Origin of the sequence: Myroides sp. DW712 (assembly GCF_046557355.1) — a bacterium.
In the GTDB taxonomy this organism is placed as follows: Bacteria; Bacteroidota; Bacteroidia; order Flavobacteriales; family Flavobacteriaceae; genus Flavobacterium.
Map to the genome: position 1 here is coordinate 14,884 of NZ_JBKFDO010000010.1, position 18,263 is coordinate 33,146.

15 protein-coding genes are annotated in these 18,263 nt (G+C 36.7%); 3 read left to right on the forward strand and 12 right to left on the reverse strand.

What is annotated here, in order from left to right; all coding sequences use genetic code 11:
* Positions 1-2: 2 nt before the first annotated feature.
* The 6 genes from ACLJX0_RS09460 to ACLJX0_RS09485 form a co-directional block, all read right to left on the reverse strand.
* On the reverse strand, positions 3-530 hold the full coding sequence (locus ACLJX0_RS09460; RefSeq protein WP_410879977.1) for a DUF4269 domain-containing protein: 528 nt from the start codon (positions 528-530) through the stop codon (positions 3-5).
* A complete protein-coding gene (locus ACLJX0_RS09465) occupies positions 531-863 on the reverse strand; it encodes a DMT family transporter (RefSeq protein WP_410879978.1) in 333 nt (110 codons plus the stop codon).
* A gap of 93 nt (positions 864-956) precedes the next feature.
* Complete coding sequence (locus ACLJX0_RS09470; protein WP_410879979.1) at positions 957-1,472, reverse strand: GNAT family N-acetyltransferase; 516 nt, start codon at positions 1,470-1,472, stop codon at positions 957-959.
* A 176-nt stretch (positions 1,473-1,648) separates the two neighbouring features.
* On the reverse strand, positions 1,649-2,896 hold the full coding sequence (gene fabF, locus ACLJX0_RS09475) for a beta-ketoacyl-ACP synthase II (protein ID WP_410879980.1): 1,248 nt from the start codon (positions 2,894-2,896) through the stop codon (positions 1,649-1,651).
* Positions 2,897-2,979: 83 nt separating this feature from the next.
* Positions 2,980-3,537 carry a TetR/AcrR family transcriptional regulator gene (locus ACLJX0_RS09480; protein ID WP_410879981.1) on the reverse strand — a complete coding sequence of 186 codons (558 nt, stop codon included), beginning with the start codon at positions 3,535-3,537 and terminating at the stop codon, positions 2,980-2,982.
* Positions 3,538-3,783: 246 nt separating this feature from the next.
* Positions 3,784-5,409: a mechanosensitive ion channel family protein gene (locus ACLJX0_RS09485; protein WP_410879982.1), complete on the reverse strand. Its 1,626-nt coding sequence runs from the start codon at positions 5,407-5,409 to the stop codon at positions 3,784-3,786.
* Positions 5,410-5,738: 329 nt separating this feature from the next.
* On the opposite strand from ACLJX0_RS09485, the gene ACLJX0_RS09490 reads away from it, so the two are divergent.
* Together ACLJX0_RS09490 and ACLJX0_RS09495 are read left to right on the forward strand one after the other, a co-directional pair.
* Positions 5,739-7,103 (forward strand): hypothetical protein, encoded by a 1,365-nt coding sequence (locus tag ACLJX0_RS09490; protein ID WP_410879983.1) that lies wholly within the window; start codon positions 5,739-5,741, stop codon positions 7,101-7,103.
* A 155-nt stretch (positions 7,104-7,258) separates the two neighbouring features.
* Positions 7,259-8,068, forward strand: a complete 810-nt coding sequence (locus ACLJX0_RS09495) for a hypothetical protein (protein ID WP_410879984.1) — start codon at positions 7,259-7,261, stop codon at positions 8,066-8,068.
* A 70-nt stretch (positions 8,069-8,138) separates the two neighbouring features.
* Here the strand turns inward: ACLJX0_RS09495 and ACLJX0_RS09500 are convergent, their stop codons facing one another.
* The 6 genes from ACLJX0_RS09500 to ACLJX0_RS09525 all read right to left on the reverse strand — a co-directional run bounded on the left by ACLJX0_RS09500 (position 8,139) and on the right by ACLJX0_RS09525 (position 15,774).
* Entirely contained in the window at positions 8,139-9,473 is a 1,335-nt protein-coding gene (locus ACLJX0_RS09500) for a DUF4374 domain-containing protein (protein ID WP_410879985.1), read from the reverse strand.
* 39 nt (positions 9,474-9,512) lie between these two features.
* Positions 9,513-11,852 (reverse strand): TonB-dependent receptor, encoded by a 2,340-nt coding sequence (locus ACLJX0_RS09505; protein WP_410879986.1) that lies wholly within the window; start codon positions 11,850-11,852, stop codon positions 9,513-9,515.
* A 234-nt stretch (positions 11,853-12,086) separates the two neighbouring features.
* Positions 12,087-12,980 carry a 23S rRNA pseudouridine(2604) synthase RluF gene (gene rluF, locus ACLJX0_RS09510; protein WP_410879987.1) on the reverse strand — a complete coding sequence of 298 codons (894 nt, stop codon included), beginning with the start codon at positions 12,978-12,980 and terminating at the stop codon, positions 12,087-12,089.
* Between the two features lie 49 nt (positions 12,981-13,029).
* Positions 13,030-13,857, reverse strand: coding sequence for an alpha/beta hydrolase (locus tag ACLJX0_RS09515; protein ID WP_410879988.1), 828 nt, complete (start codon positions 13,855-13,857; stop codon positions 13,030-13,032).
* A gap of 37 nt (positions 13,858-13,894) precedes the next feature.
* Positions 13,895-14,677, reverse strand: coding sequence for a zinc ribbon domain-containing protein (locus tag ACLJX0_RS09520; protein ID WP_410879989.1), 783 nt, complete (start codon positions 14,675-14,677; stop codon positions 13,895-13,897).
* Positions 14,678-14,679: 2 nt separating this feature from the next.
* Positions 14,680-15,774, reverse strand: a complete 1,095-nt coding sequence (locus ACLJX0_RS09525) for a Nif3-like dinuclear metal center hexameric protein (RefSeq protein ID WP_410879990.1) — start codon at positions 15,772-15,774, stop codon at positions 14,680-14,682.
* Between the two features lie 165 nt (positions 15,775-15,939).
* On the opposite strand from ACLJX0_RS09525, the gene ACLJX0_RS09530 reads away from it, so the two are divergent.
* A complete protein-coding gene (locus tag ACLJX0_RS09530; RefSeq protein ID WP_410879991.1) occupies positions 15,940-18,255 on the forward strand; it encodes a tetratricopeptide repeat protein in 2,316 nt (771 codons plus the stop codon).
* Positions 18,256-18,263: the final 8 nt, after the last annotated feature.

The window sequence follows — 18,263 nt, forward strand, 5'->3', positions numbered from 1 at the left end:
TTTTAAAGAAAATAGGCGAGTAAAGCTTCATAGGGATCTCCATCCAGATTTAATACCTGGGCAAAAGCGGGTTCTGTTTTGAGTCCTGCTTTTTTATAAGCAATGATTTGAGTTTTGAACTCCTCCCCTTTTTCTTCCAAAATTCTATGCTCAATAAGCATATGCCGATAACCATACTGCTCGGTTACAGGTACGGCTTGCGCAAAAATTTCAATGGGAAAACCACCTAACACAAAATTTGCTACATAGGTTGGGGTATTACAACAATTGAAAACTGTCGTTGTAAATCCTTCAGCTCTACCAAAATTAGTTTGGACAACGTGTTGAAAAACTTCTAGAGTATCAAATTGACAGGCAATATCAATATCACTCGTTTCGATAGCAATATCCAAAGGATAAGTCCCTACCACAACGGGTGTGAATACTTGTAAAGGCCTTAATACCTGTTGCTGTGTTAAAATTTGATATACCTGTTGCTGAACCGCCGATCCTCTTTTTAAGTAGGCAATCGAAGTAAAATCATTTTTCATCTAATGGGCACTCATTTTAGAAAATAAGTTGATAATAACTACTCCTACTACAATAAAAGCCATACCAATGATTGCGGGCAAATCAGGTTTTTGTCCATAGACTAAAATAGCGACTACTGTCACCAATACGATTCCTACACCAGACCAAATAGCATAGGCAATTCCAACGGGAATTGTACGTAAAGTTAAGCTCAAGAAATAAAAAGCTACCCCATACATCGCAATAGTAATAATACTTGGAACGATTTTAGTAAACTCATGAGAGGCTTTTAACGCACTAGTAGCAATGACCTCACTCACGATAGCAATAAATAGGAAAAGAAAATTTTTCACAGTTCACTTCTTTAAAAGACAAAGGTAACTAGATTCTTCATTTGCAAAAAATCCACGTTGTATTTTATCCCGTACCAGTGAATCAATGCATCCCTATTCTCTCATATACCAATAATGATCCACTCCATCTAAATCAAACGTATAGGCAGCGTGAAAACCAATTTTACCCAATACGCGTTTAGAACTTTCATTCTCCACTTCTGAAACCGCAAATACCGGATGATGTTGAAAATTTTGTTCTGCATAAGCTAAACAAGCTTGTGTCGCTTCTGTTGCATAGCCTTTTCCCCAAGCATCAAAGCGAAACCGATAGGCTAAATCCAGATACTCACGAAGGCCATTTAATCCATTTTCCACCAGTTTAAATCCACACCAACCGATAAATTCACCTGTGTCTTTTTCAATAATTGCCCAACGTCCAATTCCAAAATCACTGTATTGCTTTTGAATAAATTCAATAATCTCATTAGCTTCTTCCAAGGAAGTAATTACCATACTTCCCACGTATTTTACTACGCGCTCATCGCTATCTAAATTATAAATTCCCTGAGCATCCTCTTTTGTTATTTCACGAATAATCAAACGATCTGTTTCAATAATTGTAGTCATAGTTGTTTTGTTTGTTACTAATTTACTAAAATTATTCTTATAAGATGAGGGGTATACTAAAAACTACTTAAGGAGAGGGGTGTTTGTTTGTTGTTTGGCTTTTGTTCTTTGTTCTTTGTTGTTTGTTGTTTGTTGTTTGTTGTTTGTTCTACGCGCGGTTTGCAAACCGTTAACCGTTAACTAGTAAATCGCTTAAAGATGATACTAGCGGTATGGCCACCAAAACCAAATGTATTATTCATGGCTACATCGACCTTTTTAGTCTGAGCTACATTCGGGGTTAAATTTAAAGCAGCACTAATTTCGGAATCAAGCGTTGTCAAGTTAATAGTAGGAGGAATGATTCCTTCTGTAATACTTTTGATACACAAAATAGATTCTATTGCTCCTGCTGCACCTAATAAATGTCCAGTCATTGACTTAGTAGCACTGATATTCAACTGATTGAGATTATCCTTAAAAACTTGTTCAATGGCCTTACATTCACTAATATCTCCCACTGAGGTTGAGGTTGCATGTGCATTAATATAATCCACTTCATTTGCTGTTAGTTTAGCATCATTTAATGCTTGTTCCATTGCAGTAATGGCCCCTTCTCCATCTGGGTGTGTGGCTGCTACGTGAAAAGCATCGGAAGCTGATCCGTACCCCACCAATTCGCAATAAATCTTCGCTCCTCTTTGGTGGGCGTGTTCCAGTTCTTCCAGCAGTAAAATACCCGCTCCTTCTCCTGCCACAAATCCAGTACGATTGGCATCAAAAGGGCGTGAAGCTTGGGTAGGTTCGTCATTTGTAGTTGCTAACGCCTTCATCGCATTAAATCCTGCAATAGCTGATTGACAAATCGTTGCTTCTGTTCCTCCTGCTAGCATCAAATCTGCTCTCCCTAAGCGAATCGCATCAAATGCACTGCCAATTGCATTATTAGACGCTGCACAAGCAGAAGCTACGGCATAACTCATTCCCTTTAATCCATAGCGGATAGAAATTTGCCCCGCAGCCATATTAGAAATCATTTTCGTAATAAAAAAAGGATTGAACTTCGGTTGAGTCATCTCTCGTCCGAAGTTTAAAACTTCTGATTCTAACGTTTCTAACCCTCCGATTCCCGTAGCCACAATTGCGCCAAAACGATGGCGATTTACGGTATCCCAATTCACTTGAGCGTCGCTTAAACATTCCTCACTAGCCGCAATCGCGTATTGGGTGAACAAATCCATTTTACGTGCTTCGGGTTTTGTAAAATACTGCAACGCATCAAATCCTTTTACCTCACAAGCAAATTGCGTCTTAAAATTCGATGCATCAAAATGGGTAATTGCTGCTGCACCACTTTTTCCTTGAATGGCATTCTGCCAAAACGTATCCACTTTATTTCCCAAAGGAGTAATTGCTCCTAAACCTGTAATAACAACTCTTTTCATCCATTTTTTCTTTTTGCATACTTACTAATAAGTAAGTATATGGGTTAAAAAAATTTAGTTCTTTCTTCCGATACGGAATTCTTTTATTTTAATTGATCTAAAAGGTCATAACAATACCCTTTGTAATCGACATATTTATTGACTCGCGCTAGTTGTAAACTCGCGACTAAACTAGATAAAATTTGAAAAGCCCGTTGTTTTTCCTCTTCTTGAAAATGAAAAACCCCTTGCTTTTTACCTTCAGTTAATACCTCAACTAGCCAATTTAGAATTAGATCAACCATTTTTGTCACTTCTACTTGTGTTGTTGGAAACAGCGTTTCAATATCTGGTGATAAAGCTCCAACGATACACAACTTACGCTCTCTGTGACTCTTACTATAGATTTTAATAAAGGTTTCTATCTTCTTGATAGGATCGAACTGCAGGGCTTGCATATTGGCGATCATCTCTTCAAACCGTTGGATATTGGTTTTCACAATGCTAGTTCCCAAATTTTCTTTACTTGCAAAATAGTAGTGGATTGCTGCATTTTTTATGCCCAATGCCGTTGAAATATCTTGATAGCTAAATCCATTAAACCCCTTGGTTAAAACTAATTCTTCTCCTAATTCTAAAATGCGTTCTCTTGTACCTGACATAACTCCTTGTTTTACAACAAGACAATATTACTTACTAATTAGTAAGTAAACAAAATTTTTAACTTCTTTTTTGATCTATTGCATTTTGGGCTTATACATTAAAAACAAATAACCCTGCTATTCAGGAAGATTAGCAGGGCTATTTGTGCGGCTTGTTGTTTGGCTTTCGGCTTTTGTTCGTTGCTATTTGTGCTTTGCGCTTTGCGCGGTTTGTTAACCGTTAGCTGTTAACCGTTAACTATTAAACTACTCCTTCACGTATTTTGGTGGCACTGTTGTATGATTCCCATCAACATTTCGAGCCACGATAAAGTGAGGAGAAGCCATTTCAATATTATTCTCCGCAAATACATCCTGGGCGTGTTGGCGTAAATCCGAATAAATTTTAGCGGTTAGTTTTGCTTCCTTAATATAGACATTCAGTTGATAATCAACATAAAAATCGCGGAATTGATCTTGTAAAATAAAAGGTTTTTGGCGTTTTAATACATGTTCTGTACGATTAGCAACTTCATACAACATTTCGTGTACTTTTTGCCAAGGCACATCGTACCCTACAGCAATCGTTGTATGCAAGATGAGTCCGTGTTCTTTAGCGGATTGGGAATAATTAACCGTATGTGCCGACATGATATTGGAGTTAGGTATAGTAATAATCTCATTTTTAGGCGTTTTAATACGGGTAACCAGGGCTGTTTTCTCCAAGACATCGCCTGTATATTCACCTAATTTAATGCGATCGCCAATTTTAAACGGGCGCATATAGGTAATCACTAAACCTGCCACTAAGTTTCCGATGACTGAAGTAGAACCTAAGGATACAACAATACCCGCAAATACAGAAACACCTTTAAAGATTTCCGAATCCGAATTCGGTAAATAGGGAAAGATTAGGATAAACATGAAAATAAACATCAACGCACTGATAATATTGTACGTTGGAAAAGCCCAGTCGGGATAAAATCCTTTTAAGGTAATTTTATTGTTTGCAATTTTCTCTGCGAGAGAACGTACAAACTTTTGTGCATAGCGAAATAGGAATACAATAACTAAAATCGTAAACAACTTGGGCATATAGGATTTCACACTACGTACTACAGATTTCAGCGGTGATAGCACATAATCTAGCAATTGATCCGAAATGTGTTTTGTAAAAGGAAACAGCTTAAAGATAATTAAGAGTCCAATATACAAGAAGATTAGCATAATCAAAAAGCGGATTATTTTAGCCATTGTAATTGTGGTAAGCATTGCTCGATGATCATCAATAATACCGAACATGCCTTTAATCCTCTTGCCGCGTTGCTTCCAAATCATCACTTTGGCTATTCTGTAGCCATAATAAATGTATTTAATAATAAATATTTCAACAATGATAATTCCGATAGTTCCTGCAATTTGCAGCAGCAATTGTTGCCAACTCAAGCTGTGTTGTTGTAATTCTACCGTTTCAATAATTTGTTCTTTATAGAACTGAGCGGCTTGCACTTTAGTTTTATTTTCTTGGGTTGCTTGAATGGTATCTACACTCATTAGGATTTCATTCTCATACATCAAATTGAGATAATTACCCGTGTCAACCAATTTAATTGAATCTCCTTCAAACAAATAGTTATCCACTAGCGCAGCAATTTTGCGCTCAATGGAATTTGCGCGTTGTTTGGAAGTAAAAGAACCGATATTTCCATACACATTAAACAGCGTGTCATGCATGACAATGACGGGTGTTTTTTCTAATACAATAAAGGCAGGTTGTACTGCCTCCACTTTTTCTGGCGTAGTTGGCTTCTTATTTTTTGCTCCTACAGCACATCCAAGAAAGAGGGTTACTACTAAAATGAAAAAACGAAAATTAGACCAATAGTATTTCATAGGTAAAAGGTTCTATATATCAAACAAATTTAACTGAAAAATTCGAATATAAAATCTTATTTTACCACATCTTCGGCACACTTCTTTTAGCATTTAACAACTTGTTTTCACGTCTATCCGAGAATAAAAACAAACCTTCTTTCTCTTTCTCTTTCTTTTTGTCTTTTCTATACAAAAACCCCTATTTCTAGCGATATCCAAAAAAGTCAAATCGAGTATCTTCGTTTTATCAGTTCACATTCAATTTTATGTCTATTTCTTTTCTACTTCTCAGTATTTTTTCCCTTTGCAGTTGTTACATTAGTAAAGAGAAAACAAGTCACCCCTCTGTGCAACAAGATTTATTCCCCTACCTTACCAAAGATCATACCTATATTTATGTGGACGTTGATTTTACACCTAAAATCACGACTCCTTTTGCTGCTGCAGAACAATTTACTAACACAGGCTATGCAGTGGTTCGCAATACAAAAGGGGAATCCGCTGTTTTAAACAAAAAAGGGCAATTGGTCGTTCCTTTTGCGGACCGATATCTATCGCTAGAGGTTCTACACGATCAACTTACTGTTGTTTTTACCCGAGAAACGTATACGAAAAACACTCGTTTTTGGGAGTGGGAATGGAATATTTTCTCTGGATTGAAGACCGAAGTTCGACGTCAAGACTACAAAGTTTACATTCTAGAAACAAATCAGGTCCTATATTCCCAACATCTTCAAGCCGATGAATCCGTCCCTTACACGATTAATTCCGTAGATAACCAATATTTTATCTTCAATGAAACTCTCTACAAGCGAAAGGGAAAACGCATAAAAAAACTAGAAACGAGTATTCTACGTGCTTTAAGCAACAACCGATTTTTACAACAAAAAGGCAAAAGTTTTGCCCTATTTTCCTTGAAAGATAAGGATCCCTTCCCTGTCTTAGAGGCAACAAATCAATTGCATTTTAGCGTTAATGAAGAAGAAATCACATTAAAAGACGTCAATAAAAGTCGTTACTACTCCAGCATACCTGAAATCTTATATGATGCTAAAACGGAAACTTACTGGTTAGAACCCTATTTTGACAAAAAATTTCCATCAACCCTTCGCGTACGCAATGAAACGGACATCGCTTACTTAAAACAGGTTACCTATGTCAATGCTATTCCCGATTATTCCTATTTCATTCTCGGTGTTTTTAACTATGATACTTGGTCATATGATTGGAAATACGTTTCTGAAGACGGTCAATTGTACGATTATATTGAAGCGACTGATTTCTTTGTGGTGGATGTAATTGGTCGCGTCATGCGTCCTCATCCTCAAGAAATCATTCCCTCTAATTACCTTCCGTCAGGTTGGACAGTATATGCTGTGACTAAATTTTATGCTTTCACACACCTCTTTAAAGTGGCAATTCAACAAGAAGGTCAGGATCGACGTTACGGTTTATGGAATAGGCAAAGCCAAGAATGGGAGCTTTCGCCCCTATACCGAGATTTGTATTGGTTAAACGCTGATCTGGGCCTACTTGCCCTAGCTGAAGAAGACAATCAATATCAGTTATATTGTACTAAAACGAAACAATTTCTAAGCTCCAGGGTGTACAAAAGTATCTCTTCCACAGGGTGGGTTACTTGGGTTGACCCAAACAATACTCCCCTTGCGTTCTACCTTGACTTTACTACTGGAAAAGAGTATCGTGAATAAAAAGGAGTAGTTTCCCTACTAAGTGGAATCTATCCATTTGAAAAAGATAAAGAATAAGGTATCTTAGTTAGAAAATGTAAAAAGTCAGAATCCCCTACAAGTATAACCGTGGATGAAGAAGGGGTATTCATACCATGCAACTCGAATATTAACTTATGATTCAAAGACCCTTATTCTTTTCCGTTCTCCTTCTTGTTCTCCTTCTTATTAGTTGTTCTAATTACATTGGAAATGAAGATCAATATACCTCTCCGAAGCGTTGGAAAGCAACTTTTCAACTCCAAGATCGAAAAGTGCCCATCATATTTGAGTTGGATACCGTTCCGCTTAATATTCATGGCTATCGTGTGATATTTATTGATGGTCCAAGCAAAAACCAAAAAGAAATAGTCAAAATTATGGGAGATAGTCTACGTGTAGCCTTAGACTACTTTGGAAAATTTCAGTTGAAGGCCATTATGCAAGACCATAAAATCCAAGGAGTATTCCAGAGTCAAAAAAGCATGCCTCCACTTGAAATTCCCTTTACAGCTTACGCTACGAATGAACCACGTTTTACTCCTGTGGCAAAGCCAACTTATAACAATGCTACAGGCGATTGGGAATTTACATTTCAGGCAGATGCTGCGAGCCCGAATCTCGATTTATATCAGAAGCTCCATCGACTTAAACTCTATCAAACCGATTCAACACTAGTGGGCAGGGGGTATTACAATCAAGGTTTTGAAGGTATACGAACAGAAAATGGATTTGTTTTATCGTCTTTCTCACAAGATCAACCTGTTTTTTTTGAAGCGACTTTTTTTAATGGCCATGAAGTCTCAGGCACATTGTATACCTATCAAGAGAAAATATCCTTCCAAGGGCGAAAGAAGAGCAATCTAGAATCAACGAAAGAAGAGAGTTCTACGATAATGACTACGCTGTGGCGTTTATTTAAAGTATATAGCGACTATCCGAAATAGAAAAAGAGCTTAAACAGGTTTGTTTAAGCTCTTTTAGCTAACTAATTACAAATGAATAACAATAAATAAATTACTTATATGAGGCGATTTTTACAACGTTTCCAACCGTACCATCTCCTAAATCTTTAATTTCTAATCCCTTAGTAAAGTTTGCTGTTGTTCTATCTAATAGATATACATGTGATCTTGCAGCTGCGGTAATCGGTACAAATACGTCATTTCCTTCTACGTATGGTGTTCCAATTTCCGCGATTAATTCTGGTTCATCTAAACCTCCAATCCATTTGAACTCTCCAGTTTTCGCATTGAATAGAGCTAATTTGTTTGCTGCTGCCATATTCCAAGATTGGTCAGGGTTTGCAAACATATTTAAGATAAACTGATCTTTACCTACAGCATACACTTTATATACTTTGTGACCTCCTGATTTTGCTTCTAAATTAAAGTAGTAAGAAGAGTCAAATTTCATTGTATTTTTATCGAATTTCAATACAGCTGAAGGTTTTGTAGAGAATGCTCCTTTTTCTTGGCTAATCATGGCAGAAGGAGAGAATACATAGATATCTCCATTTTCACCTTTACCAATAGTTGATACACGGCTAGATCTGTAACGTGCTACAGCGAAACTCATACGGTCATCGCGTACCACATTTTCTAACACTACTCTGTTTTCTGGAGCTTGAGACATATCCAATTTAAATACAGCCAACCAAACGCGATCTCTAAATGCTGAAGTATTATCTTGGTCACTGTTTGCTGTGATTTTAAAAGGTTCAATCGCCATAACGAAACGGTTATTTCCAATATCTTCTAACCCTGCAAAGTTCGCATACTCTCCTTGTTCAGCAATGTTTTCAACATCAACAAATGACGTAAATTCAATAGCACCTGTTACTCCATTAATGAAGTTAAAAGCTTGTCCTTTTTTGCCATTTTCCAATTCAATTCCCCCTGTTGTTGAGATCATGAATCGCCCAAAAGCTGTAATAAACTCTTCTCTATTTGGCAAATCTACCAATGTATTTTCCTGTAAACGCAAGTCTTTGTTTAACAACCAGCTTTGCATTCCTGAAGGATCTCCTTTTCTATATTCGAAAACATAAGCACGCAAATCTTTAAACATATAAATGTTTTTACCCAATGCAGCTTTACCATTTCCTCTTACACTAATAGATCCTTGTTTTAAATCGTCTACTTCTAACAATAGATTTGTTTTAGAAGCACTTGCACCTAAGAGATACTTAGTTCCAATTAAATCTTCTTCATTTCTTTCGCCATCATCACCACCTCCTTGTTCTTCCTCTTCATCTCTTGGTTTTGAATTATCGTCACTTGAACAGCTTGTCAACGTAAAGGCACTAACTAAAAAAGCTAATACCACTGTAGATAGAACTCTTTTTTTCATTGTATTTTGAATTATATTATAGATTAATGTTTTCTTTTATTAATAGCTGTAACGTATTTTAAACATAAAGCTTCGACCTGGTTTTTGGAAGCTGTAATTGTCATACGCCAATTTGTCAAATAAATTATTGACTTCTGCTGTAAGGTGCAATGTGTTTTTAAACAAACTATAAGAAGCACTTACATCGTGTACCACTTGAGAAGGAATCCAAATCGGTTTTTCACCAATACTTTGGAAATCATAACTATAGTGATCAATATATCTCATGTTATAGCCTACATTTAGGTTATTTCCTTTTTTACCTAAATCTTTGAACAGCAATCCAACATCCAACGATCCAAAGAAGTAAGGTTCATTGGGAATACGCTCTTCGTAATATGAGTTTAACTCTGTATCACTTCCAATAGCATATTTTTGTTTACTGCGAATACTTTGTGTAGTAAGACTTCCTCCTAATTGCAAGAAATCATTGTACACATAACGAGCTTCCACATTAAGTCCAACGCTTTCTACACCACCGATATTCACACTAGACGCACGTGATCCAGATCCATACGGATTGCTTCTGATGTAGTCTTCTGTTTTGCGATACACAAAACCAGCGTCTGCAAACACAGCGTGCACTTTATCTAAAACAGTAGAATAGCTCAAGTTGAAGTTGTAGTTATTTCCCGCTTCGGGTTTTAAGTCTGTATTTCCCCAAACCATATCTCCATCTCCAAACAATTCACTATCTGTTGGCAAACGATAGGTTTTCTCAAAAGAGGATTTTACTTGGAAATCTCTCCACAGATAAGTAGCTGCAATTCCGTATCCACTCTTGTCTACACTAGTACTTTCACTTAAGTAGGTGTGTTTAATCGAATAGTGTTTTCCAAAGATGGAAACATTGAAATTGTCCAAGATATTGTATCGGTAGGATAAAGCGGTGATATTTTTTAAACTTCTGCGCGTTGTTTCACTTTTCTTTTCGCTTTCCGTTTCTTTAACCGCTAAAGGATCTTCGGTTTTTCTATTGAAGTAGTAAATCACATTATTTAAACTAAACGCGTGTTTGTCGTTTACTTTATAACTAATATTAGCTGTAGTTGAACCATTGTGGTCGAAGAATTTCACTAGAGAAGGTCCTCCTCCTGATTCTCCTTTTTTCATGGTTTTGATACGCTCACCAGCCCAATTGTATTTGTATCTTGAGGTATCAATATTTTGGTTGTATCCGGCATTATAGGTAGAGGTAATTGCTACGTCTAATCCATCGGTAAACAAATTGCGTTTGCTATATTCTAAGGAAGGCATAATCGTTACTGAACGGCGTTTTTTCTGACCGAATACTTTTTCCATAATCGTTCCCGTTTGAACGCCTTTTTTTCCTTCTCCATACGTAAATCCAATTAATAAACGATCCGCATAGGATTTGTCTAGCACTCCCACTTTAGCAACCACTGTCGCAGTTTGGAAGCGATCATTAAATCGCTTCACCCATTGCTTTTCTTTAGAGTAAACCCCTGTTTTTAAATTGGCAACAGGAACGTATACTTTGTAGTTGTTGTCGGAATAATTTTGAAAAGCATTCACTTGAAAAGTCATTCCATTATCAAATACTTTGCTCACATTGAGGTGACTTTTATAAGTATTGAATGATCCCGTAGCAAAGGAAGCATCAATTTTTGTCTCTTTACTTTTATTGGTAATGATATTCACAGCTCCTCCCAAGGCATCTGAACCAAATTCAACGGGAACTACCCCTTTGTACACTTCAATTCGATCAACCATGGTAATGGGTAGGTTATTAATCTTAAATTCACTACCAAATCCTTCCATCGGTACTCCATCAAGGAAAAAACGAATATGACGTCCACTAAAACCATTCATTGAAAAGGTATAATCCGATCCTTCTGCTCCATCTTTTCTCACTTTGACTCCAGAAACGCGATCTAAAGCACCTGACACATCTAAAGAAGAATTGTACAAGGGTTTTGCATCAATAGCGATCACATTATACGCGGATTCTCTGACTTTTTCAACGGGGCTTTTCACCTGCAAGATGACATCATCTAAAATAGCGTCTTTGGCTTTTAATACAATTCGTTGCTGTACCTCTGCTCCATCTTCTACTTTCACTTGGAGTTCAACAGATTCATAACTCACGTGTTGAACTTTTACTTTATACGTACCGCCTGTACCCATTTTTAATTTGAATGCGCCTTGCTCGTTAGTTAAATCGCTTTTCTTTGTATCGACTAATACAACAGTAGCAAAGTCAATAGGGCTTCCCTTTTCATCTAGTACGACTCCAGCTATGACAGTTGGTTTTTGTTGAGCATGAGCAACAAATAGCTGGCCGATAATACATGCTGTTAGTAGTATAAATTTTCTCATTACTAAGAAATTGAAGTAGATTAGTAAATATGTTTATTTAGACTTAGTATAAACAGATGCAAATATATAGACTTTTTTAACATATCTAAAAAATAAATTAGACTTATTTTAAATAAGCTATTTATAGGTGCAATTATATTCGGAGAAGATGATCCGATATGGCTATAAAAAACAAAAAAAGGAAGTGTTATATTACAGATATAATACTGAAAAACAAAAAAAGAGAATTATAAACTAATTCTCTCTTCGTCTTGAAATTCGTTCATTTCGCAGGGTTGGTCCCATTTTTTTTGAATCATTTCGCTCTCGGTCGAACTTCTTCTTTGGTTTTCGTTCTCCTGAGGGGGAATTACTTCTAAAACCATGCGTATTTATTTGTTCCTGTGCGTATTGTGATTCGCTTGCTTCTTCTGTTTTACTAGAAGGAGCAATTAATTGGTTTAATTCTGTCAATTCTGCAGCGGTAATTTCTCGGTACTGTCCGACAGGCACATCGAGGCTGATATTAATAATGCGAATGCGTTTTAACGCCACCACATCATAGTCAAAATACTCACACATGCGGCGAATTTGTCGGTTTAATCCCTGCGTTAAAAAGATTCGAAATACAAAGCGACTGATACGTTCCACCCTACATTCTTTAGTGATAGTATCTAAAATAGGTACCCCTTGTCCCATACGCTGGATAAAGCGATCCGTAATGGGTTTATTCACCGTAACGATGTATTCTTTTTCGTGATTATTTTTTTGACGCAAGATTTTGTTGACAATATCACCGTCGTTGGTCATGATGATTAATCCTTCACTGTCTTTATCTAAACGTCCCACTGGAAAAATACGCTTGGGATAGTTGATGTAGTCTACGATATTATCTCTCACCTTTTTATTGGTGGTACACTCGATTCCTACAGGTTTATTAAAAGCTAAATAAACAAAATCCTCATCGGTTTGGCGAATCAGCTTACCATTTACGCGAATTTCATCTGCATCGGTAACCTTCAATCCCAATTCGGGTAATTTTCCATTAACGGTAATGCGTCCTTCTTCGATTAATCGATCGGCTTCTCTTCTAGAGCAAAAACCTACTTCGGATAAATATTTATTTAAACGCGTTTCTTGATTTTCCATAACACAAAAGTAACTAATAAATTTCGTTCCTTATACAAAGAAATGAGGTCTAATCAAAAAACGCCTGAATTGTTTTAAAAACCGCTTCGTCTTGGAGACTATGTCCTAAATTCGTTGTTGTAACTACCAGATTATCATGTTGAAGTAAGGCTTGATGGAAATGTTCTGCCTCTTGGTTGGATACCTGAGGATCTTCTCGATCGTGCAAGCACAAAACAGGAAGATGTACTCGTTGCACTGCTGCTTCGCTACAATAGGATGCCAATGGTTTATTGATTAAATGCTCAATATAAATATGATACGCTTCTCTTACCCGTTTAGAATAACCTAAAAGCGTATAGTAATGGGACAGAATCACTTCAAAACGATCAAAAGCTCCCATGATAACTGCTTTTTCAAGTCCAGGATATTTTTTCTCTCCTAGCTGTTGAAACAAGGCAAAAGCCCCCAAAGAATGCCCTATTACAAATTGAGGTTTGAACGTCCTAAGTGCTAGATCAATGACTTCTTGATAGTTCTTGACACTGAGATTTTTACCAGGACTTCTTCCTAGACTTGGTGCATCAAGCGCAACATACCGAAAATCATTCCCTAAATAATGAACCAAAGCTTCCCAACGCGCACTATTACTCTCCCAGCCGTGAATCAATAAAATTAACGGTTTATCACTAGCTGTTTCATTCCATTGATAGGTATAGACTTGTTCCTCCTTATAGATTAAGGAATCCAACCGAGCTTGTTGTAGAAAAACAGGAAGTTGTTGGAGTTTTAATTTTCCTTTTCGAGGTGTAGCAAAGAGCTTATGCACCCAATGCACAGCAATTGGCATTGAGCCTAGGCTAATCAAATTTATCAGTGCTCCAACTACTTTTTCCATATAAAAAAGAAAAGCCTCTAAAAAGAGGCTTAGGTAATTATTTTAAACTTGCGATGATTGCATCGATTTTTTCTCTTTCTTCTTCAGCTAAAGCGCTATCAACAAGAATACGTCCACTGTGTTCATCCGTAATAATTTTTTTACGTGCTGCAATTTCTACTTGCGTTTGCGGTGGAATTGTGAAGTATGATCCTACAGACGCCCCTCTTTCGATAGACACAACTGCTAATCCATTTTTCACGCCCTCTCTAATTCTCATATACGCTTTTAGCAAACGATCTTCAATATCTTGTTTGAATTCGTCTGATTTAGCTAACAACGTTTGCTCTTCGCGTTCTGTTTCTGACATAATGTTTTTCAACTCTGCCTCGATGTGAGTCAAGTGTTCATTGCGTGCAGCTAAACGTTCTTCTGTTTGTGCAATGTTGCTTTTTTTATTTTCGATGCTCACTTTCATTTCACGAATGTGTTTCTCAGCCAGCTCGATTTCTAACTTTTGAAATTCAATTTCTTTTTCTAAGGAGTTGAACTCTCGGTTATTCTTCACTTCGTTTTGTTGCTCAGTGTACTTTTTAATTGCTTCTTTAAACTCTTCAATGGCATTTTTTTTCTCCTTAATACCACTTTCGATGCCGTTTAAATCTACATGAAGTTTTTCTAAGCGTTTGTTAAGTCCAGCAACTTCGTCTTTTAGGTCTTCAACTTCAAGAGGTAGCTCTCCTCTCATATTTCTGATTTCATCAATTCTTGAGTCAATCAATTGTAAGTCGTAAAGCGCTCTTAATTTCTCTTCAACCGTTAATTCTTTTTTCTTTGTCATCGTTATAAGTAGTTAACTGGATTCGTATTTACTGTTGATAAAATAACTGCAAAATTAGGCATTTTTTTTGAAAGAAACTCAACTATATAATTTTTTGTATATCTTTCACTCTCAAAATGGCCAATATCTGCCAAAACCAACTGATTTTCAGCTTCATAAAATTGATGGTATTTTAAATCTGCGGTGATAAAGACATCGGCTTTTTGTTGAATCGCTGCTTTTATAGCGAAGCTCCCTGAACCACCAAGCACCGCTACTTTTTGGATGGGTTTACCCAAAAGTGCACTATGGCGAATGCCACCTGTCCCTGTTTTCTCCTTTACCATCTCCAAAAAGTCTTTTTCTTCCATTGGTTGCTCCAGCTCCCCTAGCATCCCCATCCCTACATTTTGCAGCTTATTTTCTAAGTTGTAAATTTCATAGGCGACTTCTTCATAAGGATGCGCCTGAAATAAACGGTTTAAAACTTGGCTTTGGAGGTGTTTTTCAAACGTTACCTCTACTTTGTGTTCTGCCACTACTTCCTCTACTCCAGCTTGCCCTAGAACAGGATTGCTCTTTTCATTGCCTTTAAAACTGCCTTTTCCTTCCGAAACAAAACTGCAGTGCTCGTAATTGCCAATCGCACCCGCTCCTGCTTCAAACAAGGCTTGTCTAACTTTTGCAGTGCTGTCCATTGGCACATAGGTAACTAATTTTTGAATATAGTGCGCTTTCGGCAGTAATATTTTGGCATTTATCAAGCCAAGCGTATGGCAAAAAATTTTGTTTACACCTTCTTGGTGATTATCTAAAGCTGTGTGAATCGCATAAATGGCAATATCGTGTTTAATAGCCTTGATGACTGCTCTTTCGACATAGTTTTTACCCGTAATTTTCTTTAACCCTGAAAATAAAATAGGATGAAAACACACAATCAAATTGCATTGTTTTTCAATTGCCTCTTCGACAACAGTTTCTAATGCATCATGACACACGAGGATACCACTCACTTCTTGTTCGGGACTACCGACCAAAAGTCCAACATTATCAAAATCCTCTGCATAACCCAAAGGTGCTAATTCTTCTAAAATGGGAAAAATATCTTTTACTTTCATATTCAATTACAAGCTATCAATCATTATTTCTCAAAGATACAAAACCCCAGACGAAGTTGAAACTTCTTATTTCAACTCAAAAGAGTAACTTAAATTATGTTAATATAAATTAAATAAGCTACTTTTGGGTTCTTCAATTACCACGAACGACTAAATCTTCACCTTTTGAAAAAATACGAAAAAACACTTCTAACACTACTTGCCGTACTCATCTTTGCCACTTTAGTGTTTCCCAGCTCTATCTATTTATTTGTTCCTTCCTTTTTTACTATCTGGCTCCTTGGACTTTCTTACTTTTTAGGTGGGCATTCCTTATTTTATATTGCGAAAGAAAAAGAAGCTTACCTTCCTTTATTTGCAGGTCTTAGTTATGGGCCTGCGGTGATTACCCTATCGCTTTCGACTAGTTTACAGCAACCCGATTATTTTGTTTATTTTCCTATACCTGCCATTTTACTAACGATAGGTTTAGCGATTTACATTTTACTCAAAAGAAAAAAAGGAGGTATTGACAAGGAGATACGAATGATTTTTTATCGCGGTTTAGTTATTTCCCTACTTACTTCTTTTTTCCTCTATACTCCAGAAACCTTTAAACCGTATCGAAAGGTCCTGATGACCTTAAATTCAGGTGATAGTAGTCTTGCTGGCAATATTGCGATGATGGATGCAGCGATTGAATCTGAAGCAGCTGCTAGCAAAGGAGATTGTGATAAAGCTATCCAGTATGCTTTAAAAGCCAATAGCATTGGAAAAAAACTCCTTGACTATAAAGAGCAGGAAGAGGACGGTAGTTATCAAATGAGAGCCTTAGTGCTCCAAGAACTTAACGACAACACTATTGAAGAACTCAACCTAGAAACTCTACAGCTATTTAGGGATTATAAAGGAGATGAACATCTTTATCCGATTAGTAGGACGTATAGCACCCTATTTAATGCCTACTATTGTAAAGGAGAAAAACTATATACAGCAAAACAATATACGAAAGCCCTTTCACATTATTTGACTGCTTTCAACTACATAACAACTACTCCAATCAAATCGGTGTATTGGCAAGAACAAAAATCTGACATTTTGAACATGATTGGGCATTGTTACAGACAGCTCAATAAAATTGAACTTTCTGCTTATTTTTTCATGAGTGCACTCAAAAATTACAATGAAGCGACGAACAATACAGACATTGATCTTACCTCATCTGCTTATGTTAGCAATGTTGCTTTTTTAATGAGTAGTCAAAATGGTTTTGCGGAATCAAATGAATTATTAGAGTCAATTAATGTAGCCTTACTCAAAGAAGAGCAAACACAGGAACACAGGAAAGTACTTTTAAATAACTACCAAGCACAAAGTTATAATTACCTAGCCCTTGATAACCTAGAACAAGCTTTTGCTTCTATTGAAAAAGCACAAAAATTAGTTGATCCTCCTAGTTCAAACTATTGTACTGTTCAATATATTGTTGCCTATTGTCAATTTAAAGCCAACCAATTTAAAGAAGCAGAAACGACAGTAAAAGATTGCTTGCGTTGTTTTGAAGAAACCTCTACTTCTTCTAGTTTAAAAAGCATGGAGGCACGAACACTTTTAGGACAGATTAATTTTGCTTTAGGTCAATTTAACGAGGCTAAAGCACAAATAACAGTAGTCTTGGATCTAACAGCTAAATCTGGAGGAAAAGCCAACGATCTATATGCGTACAATGCTAAAATTTTAGGAGATATAAACAAAATATTGGGCAACTATTCAATCGCAAAACAAAACTATACTACAGCATTAGAGCTATACAACAGTGGAAAAGTGACACAAACCCATAATATTCCACTCGTATTAACAGGTTTGGCCGATCTCGCTTTACTTCACGCTGATTTTATCGAAGCGCAATTTTTAATTAATCAAGCACTTGATGATGCAGCATTAACCCTTATTCCATCTTCTCCAAACATGGCTCATATTTACAGCCAAGCCGCACATATTGCTTATCATCGAAATAATTTGATTACAGCAGATACGCTATATCAAAAATCCATAGCAATTGCTGAACACTATAACCTTGCTCAATCCTTGCTCAACGCAAATGCACGTAATGGTTTAGGGTTGGTTGAGATGAATCGAAACAACTATGTGGAGTCAAATAAACACTTTCAAGAAGCTTTGAAACTTTATCAAAAGATTGTATCCGACCAGAGTCCATTTACCGCTCAAGTGTACTTAAACTATGGGATCTTGCACCTCCAAGCGGGTCAATTGGCAGAAGCAAAGGAAAAAATAACACAAGCATGGACAATCAACCAAGAATTTTTTAAGGCAGATCACCCTATTTTTGGTGATATTGCGGTTGCCATGGGTGATTTAGCCGTTAAACAAGGAGAGGGAAACCAAGCGCAAAATCAGTATCAAAAAGCCTTGACTATTTACAATAAATACTTTGATTCTACCCATTGGAAAGTAAGAGAAACCCAACAAAAATTAAAATAAGAGCAGAA